Origin of the sequence: Cupriavidus pauculus (genome assembly GCF_002858765.1) — a bacterium.
Lineage (GTDB): Bacteria > Pseudomonadota > Gammaproteobacteria > Burkholderiales > Burkholderiaceae > Cupriavidus > Cupriavidus pauculus_B.
This window is the reverse complement of the sequence record NZ_PJRP01000035.1, coordinates 1-18,434: the sequence shown is the minus strand read 5'-3', so window position 1 is coordinate 18,434 and position 18,434 is coordinate 1. Positions and strand designations below refer to the sequence as shown.

Here is an 18,434-nt window from a genome sequence, read left to right as displayed (position 1 = left end):
TTGGCGCCATCCGGATCGGACAGATCGACCTGAGCGCCCCGCAGGGCACTCAGGTCTCGACGGCCCCGACCTAGAATGTGTCAACCATGTCCTCGCACATGTGTCAGCGATGTCCCCGGTCTGAACAGCGGGAGAGGGGCGGGGGAGAGGGCGGGCAACTCAATCTACGACCCGTCGCAATTTGAACCTCAATGCCCTCTCCCCCAGCCCCTCTCCCATTGCATGGGAGAGGGGAGCAAAACCAAATCCCCCGCCGCCACAAAAGAAAGAGGCCCGCCAGGCAATCACCTGTGCGGGCCCATAGAAAGACGAAGGGAAAGTCTTCGCCGTGGAGCTAGACGTTTTACGCGTTCAGGCTGAGATCAGCCGTGACGATCAGAAGCGGTGACGCACGCCGATGATGGCGCCGAACTGGCTCTGGCCGGCACGCACCTGCTCGCTGGTGGCGGTCAGCGTGGTGGCGCTGCCGTTCAGCGACGGACCAAAGCCCGACAGGCCCATCGACGACCCATTGCGGTTCTGCGCGTAGGCAGTGATCGCGTAGAGGTCGGTGCGCTTGGACAGCGCATAGGTGCCCGACAGCACGAAGCTGTACGGATCGCCGTTGCTGTTGCGCACGTCGGTGTAGTAGGCGGCGCCGGTCACGGCGATGGCGGGAGTGACCTGGTACGTGGCGCCGACCCAGTACAGGTTGGTGCGCAGCGAGCTGCTGGCAAAGTCGCCGTAGTACCAGCGATAGCCGGCAAACGCGCGGCCACGCCCAAAGTTGTAGCTGGCGCCGATGGTGGCGCGGCGCTCGCGGTTGTCGTCGGTGGCGACGGTGCTGCCGCGCACTTCGTCATAGACCACGCGGGCCGACACCGGGCCGGCATCGTAGCCGCCCGACACCGACCAGTTGCGACCGGCCTTGTAGTCGCCCGGCACTTCGCCGCCGGCGCTGCTGTCGTAGCCCGTGCTGTAGAACAGGCCGTAGTAGAACGCGCCGGTCTGGCCCGTGAACTTCAGCGAGTTGTCGGCGCGGCCCGACATCCACTTGTCGTGCATCAGCACCGAGTAGCGCGTGGCGATGGCCATCGGGTCATAGGCCAGCGAGAAGTCGTACAGCACCGTCTGGTGACGACCCAGCGACAGCGTGCCGTACTGGTTCTGCAGACCCACGAAGGCCTGACGGCCAAACAGGCGACCGCCCTGATTCAGGCTGCCGGTGTCCAGGTCAAAGCCGCTTTCCAGCGTGAAGACCGCCTTCAGGCCACCGCCCAGGTCTTCGGCGCCACGCAGGCCCCAACGCGACGTCGACAGATTGCCGGCCGACATCCGCACCACGTTGTTGCTGCCGCCGGTGGCGGTGTTCGGGGCGTGGGTCAGGAACTCCACGCCGGCGTCGACCACGCCGTACAGCGTGATGCTCGATTGAGCCTGCGCCGCGGCGGGCAGTGCAGGCAGGACGGCCATGGCGGCCAGGCAGGCGAGACGGGTCTTCATGCTTCGTTATCCTTGTAGTGAGACGCGCGCAAGCACGCCTCCGTAAGGGCTCAGGCGCGATGCGGCGCCTGAAATGTAACGATTGACGACAAAGCAAAGAAGATCGAATCGCCTGACAGTTTGTCTTGAGATGTGGACAATCAGGGCACGTTAGCCCCCGGCCACCTCCATCAGCCCATCCACCACCACCGCCCCATCTGGCCCCAGCATCACCGGGTTCAGGTCCACCGAGCGGATCTGGCCGCGTGCCTGATGCACCAGGTTGCCGACCTTGGCCGCCACGTCGCACAGTGCCGCGACATCGAGGGGGGCGTCGCCGCGTACGCCGTCGAGCAGCGGGGCCATGCGCAGGCTGCGCACGGCGCGTTCGATGGCGGCCGGGCTGGCGGGGGCCAGCAGCACCGCCGTGTCGCGCACGACTTCCACGTACTTGCCGCCGTCGCCTACCAGCAGCACCGCGCCGAAGACCGGGTCCCAGTGGGCGCCGACCATGCATTCGCGCTGGCCGCGCGACATGCGCGCGACGATCACGCCTTCGCACGGGGCGTGCATGGCGTCGAGCGTCTGCGTTTGCCGGGTGAAGGCGTCGACAATTGCCTCACGGCTGTTGCAGTTCAGCGTGACCAGGCCGTGTTCGCTCTTGTGCGGCACGGCCGGGGAACTGGCCTTGATCGCCACCGGCGCGCCGATGCGTTGCCACGCGGCCACGGCTTCGTCGGCGCTTTGGCACAGGTAGTGCTCGACCACCGGCACGCCGGCTTGGGCCAGCCGCGCGAGGCTGGCAGCTTCGCTGAGTGTTTGGGAAGGTGACGCGCTGTCCCATCGCACGATCGGCGGCATGGTGGGCTCGCCGGCCACGTCGCGCAGCAACTGCTGGTGCGCGGTCAGTTGATGGAAGGCGGCCAGCGCGTCGGCCGCGTGGACGAACGTTGGCACATTGGCCGCACGGAATTCCCTGACCACGGCGTCCTGCCACGCCGCGACGGCGATCGGCTTGCCGGCCTGGTCGGCAAACTGTGCCGCATCGCGGGCAAAGCGCGGCACGTCGTAGCCCATGCCGGCCACGGGGATGTCGAGCAGGACCAGATCGGCCGATGGGTCGGCGCCGACCACGGGCAGCACGTCGCCGAACAGGCCGCTGTTGGTCAGCAGCGCAGCCGTGACGTCCACCGGATTGGCCGTGGCGGCAAAGCCGGGTAGCCGTTCGGCCAGCGCGGATTGCGTGGCCGCCGACAGGGGCGCCATCGAAATGCCAAGCGTATCGGCCGTATCGGTGGCCATCACGCAGCTCGCGCCCGAGTTGCTGACAACGACCAGCCGGCGGCCGGCCGGCTGCCAGCCCCGCAGGTAGAGCGGAGCGCAGCGCGCCAGGGCGTGGGCGTCTTCGACGCGCCAGATGCCATGCCGGGCCAGGAAGGCATCGACCGCGCGGTCCTCGTTGGCCATGGCGCCGGTGTGCGACGCGGCGGCGCGGGCGCCCGCCTGCGAGCGGCCCGATTTCACGGCCACCACGGGGATGCCGCGCGCGCGGGCCACGGCGGCGGCTTCGGCCAGCACGTCGGGGTCGGTCAGCGTTTCGAGATACAGCAGCAGCAGGCGCACATCGGGGTCCTGTGCCACGGCCAGCACCAGTTCGCTGACTGTGACGTCGGCCTGGTTGCCGGTGGCATGCACGTGCCGCACGCCGATGCCCTGCTGGCGCAGCAGGCCATAGACCAACGCCGCCGTGCCGCCGCTCTGGCTGACCACCGCCACGGGGCCATCCTGCGGCGGGATCTCGATAAACATCGTAGAAAAACTGGCAATAGTGCCATTGCCGAAGTTGGCCAACCCCTGGCTGTTGGGCCCGACGATACGCAGCCCACCTTCGCGTGCGATGCGCACCATCTCGTCCTGCTGGCGCTTGCCCGCTTCGCCGGCCTCACCGAATCCCGAGGCGATGACGATGGCGGCGCCGACGCCCAGCCGCGCGCAGTCGGCCACGGCCTGGACGGCAGCGTCGCCGGCGACCACGATCACGGCCAGCTCGGGCGCCTCGGGCAGCGCATCGAGCGACGGGTACGCGCGCAGCCCTTGCAGCGTTTCGCGCTGCGGGTTGACCGGATAGATGGTGCCGGCGTAGCCCATCGTCTGCATGTAGTGAATCGGCCGGCCACCAATCTTGTGGATGTTGTCGGAGGCGCCGACGATGGCAACGGAGCGGGGCGAGAGCAGGGCGGAGAGGGTCGAGGACATTGTTTTGGCGGTCTGTAGGTATCAGGAAGCGAGGATCGGCGGCGGTCGAAAGCCGGTCCCTCGCGTTGGTGCGGGGCCGGCGTGATGCCAGGCTCAAATCCGGGAAAAGCGCAGCAACGGCTGCCCGTCGTGGTGGAACACCCCGGCGCGTACGCGGTCGCCGATGGCGATGCCGGGCTCGGCGTGGCCCATCACGCGCGGGCCTTCGTCCAGCGTGGCGAGTACCAGCGTGTAGGGCACCAGCGCCTGGAAGGCTTCGGTAGGGGCGCGGAACACCTCGGTCACCGCGTACACGGTGGCCTGGCCGTCGCCATCGCGCCATGCCAGTTGCCGGCTCCCGCACGAGCGGCAGGCGTGGCGTTGCAGTGGCTGCCACGCGCCGCAGCTTTCGCAGGCCTGGTAGCGCACCACGCCGGCAGCGAGGCCTTCCGTATAGGGCGGGACGGATGGGGGCAGGGGTTCGCTCATACGGTCTCCAGGATCAGGCTGACATGCGACGACAGCACGCCGCCATCGGCATGGAACAGCGCGCGTTGGCGTGGTGGCAACTGCCGGGCACCGGCCCGACCGGCCAGCTGGCGCGCCGCTTCGGCCAGGTGCATCAACCCGCCCGCCACGCCGGAATGGCCGAACGCCAGCAGCCCGCCATGCGTGTTGAGCGGCAGCGCGCCATCGGTCTCGAAATCGCCGGCGCGCAGGCGGGCGACGGCCTGGCCGCGCGGGGCGATGCCGATTTCCTCCAGCAGCATGACCAGCGTGATCGTGAACGAGTCGTAGATCGCCAGGTAGTCGATGTCGGCCAGCGCGCAGCCGGCTTCGGCCAATGCGCGCCCGGCGGCATCGGACGCACCGCTACGCATCACGTCGTCGAGCGCGCCAAGGTGCTGGTGCCGATGGGCCTGTCCGGCGCCTGCAATGCGTACCGGCGTACCGGCGCCGGGTTCGGCCGATACCACCAGCGCCACGGCGCCGTCCGAGATCGGGCAGCAGTCCGACAGCCGCAGCGGCGATGCGATCGGCCGTGCCTGGCGGGCGGCCTCCAGCGTCAGCGGATCGCGCAGGTGCGCGTCGGGGTGCGCGGCGGCGTGGCGCCGCATCAGCACCGCGAAGTCCGACAGCGCATCGGCATCGAGGCCCACCTCGTGCAGGTAGCGCGAGGCCAGCAGCGCGTAGTAGGCCGGTACTGACGCGCCGTTCGGCACTTCGATCTCGGGCTCGCCCACCTGCGCCAGCGTCTGCACCGATTGATCGCGGCTCTGGCCGCTGAGGCGGTTCTCGCCGGCCACCACCAGCACGTTGCGGCACCGGCCCGCGCGCACCAGATCATGGGCCAGCATCGCCATCAGCCCGCCCGTGGCGCCGCCGCCGGCCATGCCATGGGCATAGGCCGGCTGCAGCGACGCGAACTCGCAGAAGCGGTCGGCCAGCATCAGGTGCGGCAGCGTGGTGGCATAGCCGCACAGCACGCCGTCGACCTCGCCGCGCGCCAGCCCGGCGGCGTCCAGCGCGGCGTCGGCGGCCTGGGCCATCAGCGTCAGCGGCGTGCTGCCGGGCAGGCGTCCGAAGCGGGTGTTGCCCACCCCGCGTACGTAGCTGGGCGTTGACACAGGAACGGTCACGGCAGCGGTCATTTCTTCAGCAGCGGGCACTGCGACTTGGCCGCCGGCATGAAGGCCTGGTCACCGGGCACGGTGGCCAGCAGCTTGTAGTAGTCCCACGGGTACTTCGATTCCTCGGGCTTCTTGACCTCGAACAGGTACATGTCGTGGATCATCCGGCCGTCCTCGCGGATGCGGCCGTTCTTGGCGAAAAAGTCATTGATCGGCAGCGTCTTCATCTGCTTCATCACGGCGGCGGTCTCATCGGTGCCGGCGGCCTGCACCGCCTTCAGGTAGTGCGTGACCGACGAATAAACGCCAGCCTGGCTCATGTTCGGCATCTTCTTGACCTTGTCGAAGTACTTGCGCGACCAGGCCCGCGTGGCGTCGTTCATGTCCCAGTAGAACGCCTCGGTCAGCACCAGGCCCTGCGCGGTCTTCAGGCCGATGGCGTGGATATCGTTGATGTAGAGCAGCAGGCCGGCCATCTTCTGGGTGCCGTTCTTGGTCAGCCCGAATTCGGAGGCGGCCTTGATGGCATTGACGGTGTCGCCGCCCGCATTCGCCAGGCCCACCACCTGCGCCTTGCTGGCCTGGGCCTGCAGCAGGTACGACGCAAAGTCGCTGGTATTGATCGGATGCCGCGCCGCGCCCAGCACCTGGCCGCCGGCTTCTTGCACTACCGTCGTGGCCGATTGCTGCAGCGTGTGGCCGAACGCGTAGTCGGCTGTCAGGAAGAACCAGGTCTTGCCGCCGCGCTGCACCATGGCGCGGGCCGTGGTGTTGGCCAGCGCGTAGGTGTCATAGGCGTAGTGGACCGATACCGGGGTGCAGAGGTCGTTGGTGATGCGCTCGGTGCCGGGGCCCGAGAACACCACGATCTTGTTCTTCTGCTTGGCCACATCGAGCACGGCCAGCGCCGGCGCCGAGGCGGCCACGTCCAGGATGGCGTCAACCTTGTCCTGGTCGAACCATTCGCGCGCCTTGTTGGCGGCAATGTCGGCCTTGTTCTGGTGATCGACCACCACCAGTTCCACTTTCTTGCCCAAGACCTTGCCGCCGTAGTCGTCGATGGCCATCTGGGCCGCCGTGGCGCTGCCCCGGCCCGTGACATCGGCATAAAGGCCGCTCATGTCCAGCAGCAGGCCGATCTTGACGACGTCGTCGGAAATGCCCGCCTTGGGCTGGGCGTGGGCGGCCAGGGATGCGGCGGCCAGCGCAGTGGCGGCGATCAGCCTGTAAGGCGGTTTCATGGTTGTTTTCATCGGTCTCCTCCGTCTTGTTATGCCATTTGTTTTCGCCCCTCTCCCGCGTGCGGGAGAGGGGAGCCAAACCAGTCAGGTGCTATACGGTTGCGATCGGCGTTGTGGGCGACCCCACCGCCCCGGGCAGCCGCAACGGCGGCGCGGTCAGCATGAAGCGGGTGCGCTGGTGGGCCCGCAGCCAGTCGGCCAGCTCGCGCAGGTACCAGAGTTCGCCCAGCGGCAGGCCCAGCTTGAACAGGCAGTGGTGGTGCAGCGGCAGCAGCGGATGGGCCTTGGTGTCGTCGGGCGGCGGCAGGGCCGGGAAGCGCTCGACGGCGTAGTTGTCGGCGATCAGCGCGGCGATGCCTGCGTCGGTGATCCAGTTCAGCAGCCGGTCGTCGCGGCCGTTGAGGGCGCAGCAGCTGTGGTGCAGCACGTTTTCGTCGGGATTGCGCTGCATCGACAGCACCACCTCGGCAAAGCCGGTGCGCAGCAGCAGCATGTCGCCGCGCTCCACTTCCACGCGGTGCGCCTCCATGGCGCGCATCAGGTCGTCATAGCCGACGTTGCGGAAATCGGTGCCGAAGGTGTCGGCCAGGTCCACCAGCACGCCCCGGCCCTGCATGCCCTTGACGGCGAAGTTCTCGATGCCCAGCGCGTCGGCGTGGCTGCCGTGTCCGTGGCCGCAGTCGTGCGCCGCGAAGTGGTCATCCTCGGCGTAGTCGACCGGGCCGACGATATCGGCGTTGGCGCGATAGCCGTTGTAGTAGACGCGCTCGGGCCGGCCATCGCCGTCGGCATCGAACAGCGCGCCCACGTGCGCCAGCGAATCCCACTGGGTGGAGTACTGCAGGCACAGCAGCACCTGGTCGTCGCTGATCACGTCGGTGGCGGCCGGGTTGACCTTGGCCAGCGGAAAGTTCAGGTACGGGATGTCGTCGCGGAAGGTGGGGCGCAGTTGCGGCGGGTGCCGGCGCGGGTTGAGCTTGTTGCCGCCGGGGTAGTCCAGCGGCATCGACAGGCAGAAGCTGATGCCGGCCTGGATCTCGCGGGCGCCCTTGACCACCTGTTCCGGGCCAATCAGGTTGACGCGCCCCAGTTGATCGTCGGGCCCGAAATCGCCCCAGTTTGAGCCTTCTGGACGTTGCTTCCAGCGCATGCTTCATGCCTCCTTTGCTTGTTGGGGTTGACGGATGGGATGGCGCCAGGTGGCGGCGATGGCGTCTGCCTCGCGGCGCAGTGCGCGGGCCAGCGCGGCCTCGCGCTCGGTAATGCGTTCATTGAGGGCGGCAATGCTGATGGCGCCCAGCGGATAGCCGTCGGGGCCGGGCAGGGCGATGCCGATGCCGCCCATGCGTTCCACCACCACGTCCAGCAGCACGGCATAGCCGCGCGCGCGCGTGGTTTCCACGTGACGGCGCAGCAGGTCGGCATCGATCTTGGGATAGCGTTTCAGCGAAGGGGCGATGCACGCCAGCACGGCGTCGATTTCATCGTCGGGCAGCGCAGCCAGCAGCGCCAGGCTGCCCGCGCCCACGCCAAGCGGGCGGCGGCTGCCGATGTCGAGGTAGTTGGCCCGGATCGGGAACGTGCCCAGCCGCAATTCCAGGCACACCGATTCCCAGCCGCTAGGCACCGAGAGGATGGCTGAATCTTCAAATGTATTGGCCAGGCGGATCAGGGCGGGCCGCACCAGCGGGCGCATGTCGAGCCGGCGCTGCGAGGCGGCCTGCAGGGCCAGCCATTCCGGTCCCGGCGAAAACGCCTTGGTGGCCGGGTCGCGTTCGACCATGCCTTCGGCCATCAGCGTGTCGAGCAGCCGCAGGGCCGACGCCTTGTCGACCCGTGCCGCCGCTGCCAGGTCGGTCAGCCGGGCATTGCGGGTATCCGACAGCGCGCGCAGCAGGCGGCAGGCCTTCTGCAACGAAGTGCTCTGGACGGTCACGTATGCGTCTCCTCCGGGTCGGATTTTGTGTGATGAAACCTCGGTACGCGCGCCAACCGTTGTTTTATAGGAGATGGCCGGGGGTTCGTCATTCTGCGATGCATCAAAGTTTTGTCGGCCGAAACTCGCGAGGAGGCCAGATGGGGCGTCGTCCTACAGCCCCGCGCGGCCGCATGCCGACGTGGCGAAAGCGGCCCGAGCGCTACGCTTGGACGGACAACGCACAAGAAATAGGAAAAATGCGATGGGAGGGCCATCCATAGCCGCCGGCGAATCTAACCGGCACAAGGAGCCCGGATATGACAGGCAACCTGATTTCAGGCGAGGCGGCCAATACCCGCATCGCCGCCCTCTATGACACCGAGGCCGACGCCACGCAGGCGGTCGATCTGGTCTGCAGCACGGCACGCCTGAGTGCGGGACAGGTCAAGCTGGTTCACCCGCACGAAGCGCACTTCGGCCGCAAGCTGGAACCCGATGAAGACGGCATTGCGCGCACGGCCATCCGCTCGCACCTGACGCTGGGCGCGTGCGGGCTGATCCTGGGCCTGCTGGTGGTGGCGGTGCTGTACCTGCAGCACGTGGCATGGGTGACGCAGAACCCCTGGCCGTCGGCGCTGGCGGGGGCGTTTATCGGTGCCATGCTGGGCATGATGGGCGGAGGCCTGATCACGGCCCGGCCCGATCACCAGGCCGTGATTGCCCCGGTGCGCGATGCGGTGAAGCTCGGCCGCTGGGCGGTGCTGGTGAATCCCGAGTCGCCACAGCAGTGCGACGATGCCATGCGCACGCTGCGCGGCACGCACGCGGAAGTCATGCGTTCGGTGTGAAGTGCCCCTGGTCCGGAGGCCGTCGTTTATTCGCCAAGAAACTCGGCCAATACCTCAAGTCCCTCCACGTGGTCGGCCACCACCTTGGCGATGACCGCCAGCGGGATCGCCAGCAGCATGCCCCAGGTGCCCCAGAGCCACGTGAACAGCAGCAGCGACACGAAGACGGCCACGGGATTCATGCGCGCCAGCCGGCCTGTCATCCACGTGGTCATGCCGTTGCCGATCAGCGTGGCGATCACCAACGAACCGCCTGCCGCCGCGCCGGCCACGGCCAGTGTGCCGGCCTGCATGAAGCCGGCCACGCCCAGGCACACGGCCACCACCAGCGATCCGAAGTACGGCACCAGGTGCAGTACGGCGGCCACCAGCGCCCAGGTGCCGGCATTGTCGATCGACAGATACTTCAGCAGCAGATAGATGCAGAACCCCAGCGACGCGTTGGTGACCAGCAGCATCACCATATAACGCTGCACCTGCCGGTTGATCTCGTCGAGCATATGCACGTTGATCTTTTTCTGGCTCAGCGTCTTGCCGGCCATCTTGATGAACTTGCGCTTGAACATGTCGCCCGCCAGCAGCAGGAACCAGGTCAGGAACAGCACCACCACCGACTGGGCCATCAGCGCGAAGGCACTGACCCAGCCCGCCCACACCATGTTGCTGAAATTGTCGGCGGCGCGCTCCACCACCACCGGTGCGCCCCGGGGTGGGGGCAGTTGCCCGGTGCCACTGAGAATGGTGGCGGCGCGGCGCACCTTCTGCACCACGGAGTCGTCGCCGCTCATCAGGGCGCCCACCGACCGCGACAGCTTGCTGGCGATCTCCGGTAGCCGGTCGACGATGGACGACACCTGCCCCTGCAGCAGGTAGGCGCAGCTCAGCCCCAGTGCCAGCAGACCCAGCAGCACCACCGTGGCGCCGATGGCGCGATGAATGTGCCGACGGTGGAGCAGTTCCACGAGCGGGTCGAGCAGATAGGCAAGGATGATGGCCAGCACCACCGGCACGATGAACGCAGTGGCCACATGCAGCGCGTACAGCGACGCCAGCGTGGCCAGCACGATCAGCGCCTTGCTGGCGCGCCCCAGGGACTCGGTCCATGCGGGCGGGGTGTAATCGGGGATGGTGACCGGCGCTGCGGGTGCTACCGGTATCGGCCCGGTCAATGCCGTGTCGGCCCCCGCAGCATCTGCGTCGGCAGCAAGACGTTCGGCATCAGGCGTCAGCGTGCTGGTCTCGGGCGGCCGCGCGGACCGCATGGCGGGAGAGGGCGGGACGGTCGACATGGCAGCACGATGAAGAAGGTCATTCTTCGAGAATAGCGTGGCGGCAATGTGCGGGGTGTCGGCGTGCAGCGGGTCGGTGTGTAGGACGGATACGCGTAACGGAAGCCGCACCGGCGGCGCCCAAAGCAAAACGCCGGTCTTGTGGACCGGCGTTTCGTGTGAAGCAATGATTCGATGGGATTGCCTGGGGCGATTGCTTGAGCGTGCTTGCGTCTGGTCTGCTTAGCGCGGCGAATCGTCGCGTGGGCCGGGTGAAGTGTCCAGGAACTGTTGCTGCTTGAGCAGGGGGTCGTTCTTGATCATCCAGCGGACACCGAAAGCCAGGGCAACGATGCAGGCCAGCATATACGCAACGATCGCAGTGAGAGTCAGCATATTTCTATCACAGGAGTAGGTTGCGACCGCAGTTGCCACGTCGGGATCCGGAACGATGCAGGACAGCGCGTGGCGGGCCGGATGGGAACGGATTGTATGTGACAGCAGACGTGATTCCGACCCGATTTCCTCTGAAATTTTCTGTATGGCGATCTAAGCGCAACTAATATCGGCACGTTGTGCTATGTCCAGACATCCACTGCCATCACCAGCGTCAGAAGAAGCATCCCATGCTGTACTGCTCGCTGCGCAGGGCCTGGGCGGCGTCGCGGTAGCGATCCGCGTAGCTCCAGTATTCGGTGTGATGCATCGCGCGTTCGGCGGCGCGGGCCTGGTATTCCAGTGCCCGGCACTGGTTCCAGAACGCGTTCTGGCTGCGCCAGTCGGCCTCGTCCTGGCGCGCGTCCCAGTTCTGGATCTGCTCGGACATGCGGGCGCGGTTCTGCAGGTAGGCCTGTTCGTCCTGGCGAATCTTCGGCGTCTTGGTGACGGTGGTCACGTTGCCGCGCATCGAACTGGTGACGTTCTGGTACCCCGCCGGGCAGGCGCCGTTCGTGTAGAGCGTGTCACGCGGGCTCTCGCACTTGGTCACGGCCTGTGCCGCACCCGAGGCGGCCAGGGACAGCAGGAAGGCGCAAAGGAGTCTGGACATGGCGCGGCTCGCGGCGGGTTTCGATCCGATCACTGTAGGCAGTGCGCGGCGGCCCCGCCAAGGCCGTCAAGGTATCCAGATATTTCACAAGCTTTCGATTGCCTTACGGGTGCTGCGCCGCTGGGCGTGCACTCGTCTTACGACCTGCGCCAACGGCTACAGCAGCTTCCAGAGTCCGCCCGCTTCGCCAGCCACCCCGTCGGCTTCCAGCTTGCGCAGGTGAGCCATCAACGAGCGCTGCGCGATCGGGTGCTTGCTGGCGGGGACGTCGTCGTAGACGCTGGCTACCAGCGTGCCGATATCGGCCGGCGCCACGGCCCGCAGCGCGTTCATGACCTTGGCTTCGCGCTGCATGCGGTGGCGGATCAGCAGCCGGATCGCGTCGTGCGGGCGCGGCATCAGGAAGCCGTGGCCGGGCGCAATCCATTCGATGTCCTCGTTCAGCAGCGCCTGCAGCGATGCCAGGTAGGCGCGCATGTCGCCATCGGGCGGATTGATGACCACCGTGGACCCCTGCATCACGTGGTCGCCCGTGAACAGCGTCTTTTCTTCTTCCAGGAAGAAGCACAGGTGATTCGAGGCATGCCCCGGCGTGTGGATCACGCGCAGCGTGGTCTGCGGGCCCAGGGCGATGCGGTCACCGTGCGCGGGCCGGTGGTCGGGGCGGAACGTCTGGTCCTGCCGATCCACTACGTCGGTAGTGCGGCCCCAGACCGGCGCGGCGGTGGCCTCGCGCAGGCGCACCGACCCCGGCGAGTGGTCCAGGTGGGTATGCGTGACCAGGATCCATTTCACGGGTCCGGGCGCGGCGGCCATCACGGCCTCGAAGTGCGCGGCATCGTCGGGGCCCGGGTCGATCACAGCCCACTGGTTGTCGGCGCCGGCCACGAAATAGGTGTTGGTGCCCGGCCCGGTCATCACGTTGCCGTTGTTGGCCGTCACGCGCCAGACGCGTGCCGACAGCTTCACCGCCAGGCCCGGTTCCAGCGCATAGCGTCCGTGGCCCGCGCCGTCCGGGTCGATGCGGGCGATTTCCGCATAGCTGGGTTCCTCCGGCATCACGGGCCGCTGGCCTTTGGGGCCATGGGCCAGACGTGGCATCACCAGCGCGATCTGGCGTTGCTGCCGGGCATAGTCGAAACACGCCTGCGCGGTCTCGAAATGCGCGATCGACTGCAGGATCTTGCGCGTGGCATTGACCAGCGTGAGGTTGTTGGCGGGGTCGACCACATCGGCCGGACGCATCCAGCGGTGCTCCACGGCCTCCACGCCGTCGTGGATCGCGGTCTGCCCGGCGGGCAGCACGGCCATGAAGAAACGCGTATCGAAGCGCTTGGGCAGGCCCGGCGGCGTCAGCCAGTAGGCACAGTAGGCCAGCTGGTCGACCGCCAGCCTCAGCCCCAGCATCTCGCACACATGGGCCAGGCCCTTGCCGCCGTAGCTGGCGGCCTCGCGCAGCTGCTGGTGAATCTCGGCGCCCAGGTCGTCAAGCCGCACCATCTGGCCGCTGGCGTCATAGGCAAACAGCAGGTTGGCCTCCTCGAACGCCTCGCGCACGGCGCACAGGTAGTAGTCCAGCCCGTTGGCCGGCACCTGCAGCCGCGCGCTGGCCGCCGCGTCGTCCAGCCCGGCGCACAGCGGATGCAGCGTGGCGTCCTGGGCATCGAGCACCCCGCCCGGAAACACGAAGGCGCCGGCGCTGCGGTCGTCGTCGCGCTGCGGGCGGCGCATCATCAGGATTTCCATGCCCTGCGGGCCGTCGCGCAGCACGAGCATGCTGGCGGCGAAGCGCATGGCCTTGGAGCGGGGGACGTCGGCGGGGTTGGCGGAGGACGTCTGGGCGGGGGAAGTCGAGGCGGCGGACATGTGCGGCGGGGCGAAGTCTCTTCGGATTCTCTTATCGGCAGATTCGGCCCATTCTAGCGGGTCGGGGCGCTGTCGCGACGCAGCAATTACCCTGCATGGCCGCCACTACTGCGGGAACAGCGCCATCTGGCCCGTCAGCAGCGTCTCGAAATCGTCGTCCAGGAACGGCAGTATGGCGTCGGCAATCGGCTGCAGCTGGCGCGTGACGTAGTGGTCATAGTCGATCGGGGCGGCGCGGGTTTCCAGCGGCTCGGGTCCGGCCATCGTCATCAGGTAGCTGATCCAGCCGCCGTTCTGGTACTGCTTGGGGCGCCCGTGGCGCGCGTTGTAGTCATCGGCGATGCGCGCCGCGCGCACGTGCGGCGGCACGTTGCGCTGGTATTCGTCCAGCTGGCGGCGCAGGCGCTTGCGGTAGACCAGCTGGTCGTCCAGCTCGCCCGCCAGCGTGCGCCGTACCGTGTCGCGCACGTAGTCCTGGTACGGCTCGCGGTTGAAGATCTTCTCGTACAGCGTCTGCTGGAATTGCTGGGCCAGCGGCGACCAGTCGGTGCGCACCGTCTCCAGGCCCTTGTACACCATCTCGGCCTGGCCATCGGCGCGCACCACCTGGCCGGCGTACCGCTTCTTGCTGCCCTGGTCCGTGCCGCGGATGGTCGGCATCAGAAAGCGTCGGAAGTGCGTTTCAAATTGCAGTTCCAGCGCGCTTTCCAGCCCGTAGGTCTGCCAGAGGTGGTCGCGCCACCAGTCGTTGACGTAGGCCACCAGGCTGCGGCCGATCTGCGCCGCATCGTCCTCGGTGCGGGCGCGGCGCAGCCAGACGAACGTGGAGTCGGTGTCGCCGTAGATCACCTCGTAGCCGCGCGCCTCGATCAGCTCGCGGGTCTGGCGCATGATCTCGTGCCCGCGCATCGTGATCGACGACGCCAGCCGGGGATCGAAGAACCGGCAGCCGCTGGACCCCAGCACGCCGTAGAACGCGTTCATGATGATCTTCAGCGCCTGCGACAGCGGCTTGTTCCTGTCGCGCTTGGCCGCCTCGCGGCCCTGCCACACGCGGGCGACGATGGCCGGCAGGCAGTGCTTCGTGCGCGAAAACCGCGCACCCCGGAAGCCGGGCACCGAGTCGGCATCGTCGGGATGCGCCAGACCCTCGACCAGCCCGATCGGGTCGATCAGGAAGGTGCGGATGATCGACGGATACAGGCTCTTGTAGTCGAGCACCAGCACCGACTCGTACAGCCCCGGCCGGGAATCCATGACAAAGCCGCCGGGACTGGCCTCGGGCGCCTTGTCGCCCAGGTTCGGCGCGACATAGCCCTGGCGGTGCATCAGCGGCATGTACAGGTGCGTGAACGCCGCCACCGACCCGCCGCTGCGGTCGGCGGGCAGGCCCGTGACCGTGGCGCGCTCCAGCAGGAAGTGCAGCAGTTCGGTGGCCTCGAAGATGCGGGTCACCAGTTCGCAGTCGCGCAGGTTGTAGCGCGCCAGCGCCGGCTTGTCCTCGGCAAACATCCGGTCGATCTCGTCCATGCGGTCGTACGGATTGTCGATGGCCTTGCCTTCGCCCAGCAGCGTGCGCGCCACCGCTTCGAGGCTGAACGACGGAAAGCTCCACGTGGCCGAGCGCAGCGCCTCGATGCCGTCTATCACCAGCCGGCCGGCCGCCCCGGCAAAGTAGTGCTGCTGGCGGTTGTGCTCGCGCCATTCCATCTCGGCGCCGCCCCGGCCCAGCCGCAGCGGGATCTGGTACTGCCTGGCATGCTCGCGCAGCACGCGCAGGTCGAACTGCACCAGGTTCCAGCCGATGATGGCGTCGGGATCGTGCCGGGCCAGCCAGTCGTTGAGCCGTTCGATCAGTTGCTGGCGGGTGGTGCAGTATTCGAGCGCAAAGTCGGTATCGGCCGTGCCGGTCTGCGGGGCAGGCCCCAGCATGTAGACCTGCCGCTGGCCGCAGCCTTCCAGTGCGATCGAATAGAGGTCGCCGAACGCATTGGTTTCGATGTCGAGCGATACCAGGCGCAGCGTGGGCCGATAGTCGGCGGCCGGCTTCATCTGCGCGTTGCGCAGCACGCCGTCGGCGCCGGCATCGCCGTCGAACCAGACCGGCGCGGTGATGAAGCGCTCCATCAGGTAGCGCTCGGGCGGGCGAACATCGGCCTCGTAGACGTCCACGCCGGCGTCGCGCAGCGACCGCTCCAGCTGCATCAGCTGCCGGTGCTGCGGGCAATAGAGCCCCAGCACCGGGCGGTGCCGGAAATCCTGCAGGTCCAGCGGGCGCAGCGCCACATCGCGCTCGCCCTGCAGCAGGGCCTCGGCGGTGGCACGTTGTTCGACGGGGATAAAGGCGGTGGAAGGCTGCCAGGGCAGGCGCAGCCGGCGCGGCCCGTCGTCCGTGGCGAGCCAGAACTCGACCTCGGTGCCGGCCGGGGTGTCGCGCCAGTGTCGGGTCAGGATAAAGCCCTGCTGAAGTGCCACGCTGCAAAACCTTGGGGATTGTTTCTGGCGTGGATTCTAGCGGAGTCGGGCCCGGGAAGGGTGAGGCGAACCCCCGCCCGGACTGGACGAACCGCCGGTCGGTCGCGTGTCAGGCAGGTGTCTTCAGCAACGGCCCCTGGAACACCACCGGCCCGCTCGGGGCATCGGCATGCGGCGAGCCGCCTGGCGGTTCCACGCTGACGGCCAGTGCGGCAACGTTGGCGGGCAGCGCATCCAGCGGCAGCCGGGCTTCGCGCGCATGGCCGATCACGCCGAGCGAGATCGGCTTGCCCCCCTGGGGCAGCGCCCAGAGCTGCAGCGCCTGCTGCGGCGTGAGCGGCAGATCGTCGAGCCGGCGCACCACCAGCGCGCGGCCTGGGGCGTCCCAGCTCACCAGCACGGCCGGCTGCGATTGCTGCGACTGCAGCACGGCCACCACCACACCCGGCGCCGGCGGCGATGCCTGCCAGCGCACGAGACTGCCGACCCCCACCACCACGGCGACCGTCGCGAACATGAGCGCGCTGGCGCGCCAGAACGCCAGTCCGTGCCAGCGGTGCCACCATGCCGTGGACGCCTGGGTGCCTTTGGCGGGCGCCTTGGCATCCGCCGTGCCCTCCGCCTTCCAGCCCAGGCGGCGTTCGATGCCGCACCAGACCGCGTCGATGGGCACGGCGGGCGCGTGCAGTTCCGCCACGCCGGCCAGCCGCCGCTGCCAGTGCGCGATGGCCGCGTGCACGGCGGGCTCCTGCCGGGCCAGGTGCTCCATGCGGCGGCGCGCGCCGCCACGCAGTACGCCCAGCGCGTATTGCGCTGCCATGCGGTCGAGCAGGTCGGGGTTGCGGGCCAGGTTCATGGCGCGGACTCCAGACAGGCGCGCAGACGTTCCAGCCCGCGCCGGATCCACGACTTGATGGTGCCAAGTGGTGCGTGCATGCGCGCGGCCAGTTCCGAATGGCTCATGTCGTGCAGATAGGCCTGCACGATCGCCTGGCGCTGGCCTGGCTCCAGCCGCTGCAGGCAACGGTTCAGCGCGCGGGCCTGCTGGCTGGCCTGGGCCAGTTCGGCGGGGCCGGCGGCGGCATCGGCCAGATCCGCCTCGGGCGCGTCGTCGAGCGGCGTGGCACTGGCCAGCCGTGCGGCGGCCGTGCGGCGCAAGGCGTCGAGCGCGCGGTTGCGGACGATGGTGGTCATCCACGTCATGGGCGCGGCCAGTTGCGGCCGATAGTCGCCGGCGTGGTGCCAGATGCTGACAAAACTCTCTTGCACCACGTCCTCCGCCAGATCCCGCTTGCCTGTTATACGCAGCGCCAGCCCGAACAGTTTCGGGGCCGACAACTCGTAGACCGCGCGCAGCGCCTGGCGGTCGCCAATGGCTACGCGCCCGAGCAGCGTTTCGAGCGGGTCTGGTTCGTCAGGCAGCGGTGAGGGCAGGGCCACACGGGACTCCGTGCATCGAGTGACGTACCGATTATAGGTAGCGCGTCTGCATCCGGAAGGTAGCTCGCCGCGTATATGCCCGTAACGCGGCTGGGTGGCCGCGTCGATCATCGTCCGATCCAGTGCGATTCAGTCCGATACAAGGAGGGTTCCCATGGAAACCAAATCGAATGTGCGCGTGCCGCCGGTTGGCGCCGCCGATGCCGCCCTGGCCGATGCCCGGCTGGCGCCGAACCTGATGCGCCGGGGCTGGCTGATGGCGCCGGGCGCCTTTGCGCTGGGCACGCTGGCGGCGGTGGCGCTGGGCGAGGCGATGCCGGCATGGGGACAGACGCAATCGGGCAGTACGCGCGACGACATCAATATCCTGAACACTGCGCTGGGGCTGGAGTACCAGGCCATCGCCGCCTATCAGGTGGGTGCCGAAAGCGGCCTGCTGCAGAAGCCCGTGCTCGACACGGCGGTCAAGTTCCAGACCCATCACAAGGCGCACGCGCAGGTACTGGCCGGCACCGTGGAAAAGCTCGGCGGCACGCCGGTAAAGGCACGGGCGACCCGGGAGTACAGCTTTCCGACCGAGACCTTGAAGACCCAGGCCGACGTGTTGCGCTTTGCGGCCGGGCTGGAAAAAGGGGCCACGGCCGCCTATCTGGGCGTGCTGCCGAGCTTCCACAACCGTGAACTGAGCAAGGCCGCCGGCAGCATCCTGGGCGACGAAGCGATGCACTGGGCCGTGCTGTTGCACGCGCTGGGCGAGGACCCTGTGCCGGGCGCGTTTGTGGGGTAGCGGAACGGGTAGGACGGGGAAGGCGGGGAAGGCGGGGAAGGCGGGAACGGGTGTGGAGGCGGGGGCAAGGCGCAGAGGGCTGGATGCTCTGTAGTGGTCCAATTTCCTCAGACAGGTCGATAGGTGGAAAATCACGATCGACGAGGAAAGACGACATGACAAAGCAACGCCGCAAGTTTGACGCTGCCTTCAAGCTGGAGGTAGTCCGGATGATCC

The 18,434-nt window shown here is 67.9% G+C and carries 16 protein-coding genes; 2 read left to right on the top strand and 14 right to left on the bottom strand.

The window, feature by feature from the left end; all coding sequences use genetic code 11:
- Nucleotides 1–375 precede the first annotated feature (375 nt).
- From CYJ10_RS33520 to CYJ10_RS33490, 7 genes are all read right to left on the bottom strand, one after another.
- A complete protein-coding gene (locus CYJ10_RS33520) occupies nt 376–1,482 on the bottom strand; it encodes a porin (RefSeq protein ID WP_101685743.1) in 1,107 nt (368 codons plus the stop codon).
- A gap of 150 nt (nt 1,483–1,632) precedes the next feature.
- Nucleotides 1,633–3,717 (bottom strand): acetate--CoA ligase family protein, encoded by a 2,085-nt coding sequence (locus CYJ10_RS33515; protein WP_101685742.1) that lies wholly within the window; start codon nt 3,715–3,717, stop codon nt 1,633–1,635.
- 93 nt (nt 3,718–3,810) lie between these two features.
- Entirely contained in the window at nt 3,811–4,185 is a 375-nt protein-coding gene (locus CYJ10_RS33510; protein ID WP_101685741.1) for a Zn-ribbon domain-containing OB-fold protein, read from the bottom strand.
- Nucleotides 4,182–5,348, bottom strand: a complete 1,167-nt coding sequence (locus tag CYJ10_RS33505) for a thiolase family protein (protein WP_180863147.1) — start codon at nt 5,346–5,348, stop codon at nt 4,182–4,184. Before CYJ10_RS33505 ends, CYJ10_RS33510 begins: the two co-directional genes overlap by 4 nt.
- Nucleotides 5,345–6,568 (bottom strand): ABC transporter substrate-binding protein, encoded by a 1,224-nt coding sequence (locus tag CYJ10_RS33500; RefSeq protein WP_101685740.1) that lies wholly within the window; start codon nt 6,566–6,568, stop codon nt 5,345–5,347. The genes CYJ10_RS33505 and CYJ10_RS33500 overlap by 4 nt, the downstream gene beginning before the upstream one ends.
- Nucleotides 6,569–6,659: 91 nt before the next feature.
- Nucleotides 6,660–7,718 carry a cyclase family protein gene (locus CYJ10_RS33495; protein WP_101685739.1) on the bottom strand — a complete coding sequence of 353 codons (1,059 nt, stop codon included), beginning with the start codon at nt 7,716–7,718 and terminating at the stop codon, nt 6,660–6,662.
- A gap of 3 nt (nt 7,719–7,721) precedes the next feature.
- Nucleotides 7,722–8,504, bottom strand: coding sequence for an IclR family transcriptional regulator (locus tag CYJ10_RS33490; RefSeq protein WP_101685738.1), 783 nt, complete (start codon nt 8,502–8,504; stop codon nt 7,722–7,724).
- A 299-nt stretch (nt 8,505–8,803) separates the two neighbouring features.
- Between CYJ10_RS33490 and CYJ10_RS33485 the strand changes: the two genes are divergently transcribed.
- Nucleotides 8,804–9,334, top strand: coding sequence for a riboflavin biosynthesis protein RibA (locus CYJ10_RS33485; protein WP_101685737.1), 531 nt, complete (start codon nt 8,804–8,806; stop codon nt 9,332–9,334).
- Between the two features lie 26 nt (nt 9,335–9,360).
- On the opposite strand, the gene CYJ10_RS33480 is transcribed toward CYJ10_RS33485, so the two are convergent.
- The 7 genes from CYJ10_RS33480 to CYJ10_RS33455 form a co-directional block, all read right to left on the bottom strand.
- Nucleotides 9,361–10,623, bottom strand: a complete 1,263-nt coding sequence (locus CYJ10_RS33480; RefSeq protein ID WP_257993653.1) for an AI-2E family transporter — start codon at nt 10,621–10,623, stop codon at nt 9,361–9,363.
- Nucleotides 10,624–10,845: 222 nt separating this feature from the next.
- Nucleotides 10,846–10,998: a hypothetical protein gene (locus CYJ10_RS34390; protein ID WP_180863146.1), complete on the bottom strand. Its 153-nt coding sequence runs from the start codon at nt 10,996–10,998 to the stop codon at nt 10,846–10,848.
- A 214-nt stretch (nt 10,999–11,212) separates the two neighbouring features.
- Nucleotides 11,213–11,650, bottom strand: coding sequence for a hypothetical protein (locus CYJ10_RS33475; protein WP_101685735.1), 438 nt, complete (start codon nt 11,648–11,650; stop codon nt 11,213–11,215).
- Nucleotides 11,651–11,806: 156 nt separating this feature from the next.
- Complete coding sequence (locus CYJ10_RS33470; RefSeq protein ID WP_374703332.1) at nt 11,807–13,516, bottom strand: MBL fold metallo-hydrolase; 1,710 nt, start codon at nt 13,514–13,516, stop codon at nt 11,807–11,809.
- Between the two features lie 105 nt (nt 13,517–13,621).
- A complete protein-coding gene (locus CYJ10_RS33465; RefSeq protein ID WP_101685733.1) occupies nt 13,622–15,991 on the bottom strand; it encodes a DNA polymerase II in 2,370 nt (789 codons plus the stop codon).
- A gap of 109 nt (nt 15,992–16,100) precedes the next feature.
- The gene (locus tag CYJ10_RS33460) at nt 16,101–16,847 is read right to left on the bottom strand and encodes an anti-sigma factor (protein WP_101685732.1); all 747 of its coding nucleotides are present in this window, start codon (nt 16,845–16,847) and stop codon (nt 16,101–16,103) included.
- Nucleotides 16,844–17,431, bottom strand: coding sequence for a sigma-70 family RNA polymerase sigma factor (locus tag CYJ10_RS33455; protein ID WP_257993652.1), 588 nt, complete (start codon nt 17,429–17,431; stop codon nt 16,844–16,846). The genes CYJ10_RS33460 and CYJ10_RS33455 overlap by 4 nt, the downstream gene beginning before the upstream one ends.
- 154 nt (nt 17,432–17,585) lie before the next feature.
- Between CYJ10_RS33455 and CYJ10_RS33450 the strand changes: the two genes are divergently transcribed.
- Nucleotides 17,586–18,218 (top strand): ferritin-like domain-containing protein, encoded by a 633-nt coding sequence (locus CYJ10_RS33450; protein WP_101685730.1) that lies wholly within the window; start codon nt 17,586–17,588, stop codon nt 18,216–18,218.
- The last annotated feature ends 216 nt before the right edge of the window (nt 18,219–18,434 follow it).

Bases quoted from the DNA above. Each gene is read 5' to 3' on its own strand.
- CYJ10_RS33520 (WP_101685743.1), bottom strand. From the start codon at position 1,482: ATGAAGACCCGTCTCGCCTGCCTGGCCGCCATGGCCGTCCTGCCTGCA.
- CYJ10_RS33515 (WP_101685742.1), bottom strand. From the start codon at position 3,717: ATGTCCTCGACCCTCTCCGCCCTGCTCTCGCCCCGCTCCGTTGCCATC.
- CYJ10_RS33510 (WP_101685741.1), bottom strand. From the start codon at position 4,185: ATGAGCGAACCCCTGCCCCCATCCGTCCCGCCCTATACGGAAGGCCTC.
- CYJ10_RS33505 (WP_180863147.1), bottom strand. From the start codon at position 5,348: ATGACCGCTGCCGTGACCGTTCCTGTGTCAACGCCCAGCTACGTACGC.
- CYJ10_RS33500 (WP_101685740.1), bottom strand. From the start codon at position 6,568: ATGAAACCGCCTTACAGGCTGATCGCCGCCACTGCGCTGGCCGCCGCA.
- CYJ10_RS33495 (WP_101685739.1), bottom strand. From the start codon at position 7,718: ATGCGCTGGAAGCAACGTCCAGAAGGCTCAAACTGGGGCGATTTCGGG.
- CYJ10_RS33485 (WP_101685737.1), top strand. From the start codon at position 8,804: ATGACAGGCAACCTGATTTCAGGCGAGGCGGCCAATACCCGCATCGCC.
- CYJ10_RS33480 (WP_257993653.1), bottom strand. From the start codon at position 10,623: ATGTCGACCGTCCCGCCCTCTCCCGCCATGCGGTCCGCGCGGCCGCCC.
- CYJ10_RS34390 (WP_180863146.1), bottom strand. From the start codon at position 10,998: ATGCTGACTCTCACTGCGATCGTTGCGTATATGCTGGCCTGCATCGTT.
- CYJ10_RS33475 (WP_101685735.1), bottom strand. From the start codon at position 11,650: ATGTCCAGACTCCTTTGCGCCTTCCTGCTGTCCCTGGCCGCCTCGGGT.
- CYJ10_RS33470 (WP_374703332.1), bottom strand. From the start codon at position 13,516: ATGTCCGCCGCCTCGACTTCCCCCGCCCAGACGTCCTCCGCCAACCCC.
- CYJ10_RS33460 (WP_101685732.1), bottom strand. From the start codon at position 16,847: ATGAACCTGGCCCGCAACCCCGACCTGCTCGACCGCATGGCAGCGCAA.
- CYJ10_RS33450 (WP_101685730.1), top strand. From the start codon at position 17,586: ATGGAAACCAAATCGAATGTGCGCGTGCCGCCGGTTGGCGCCGCCGAT.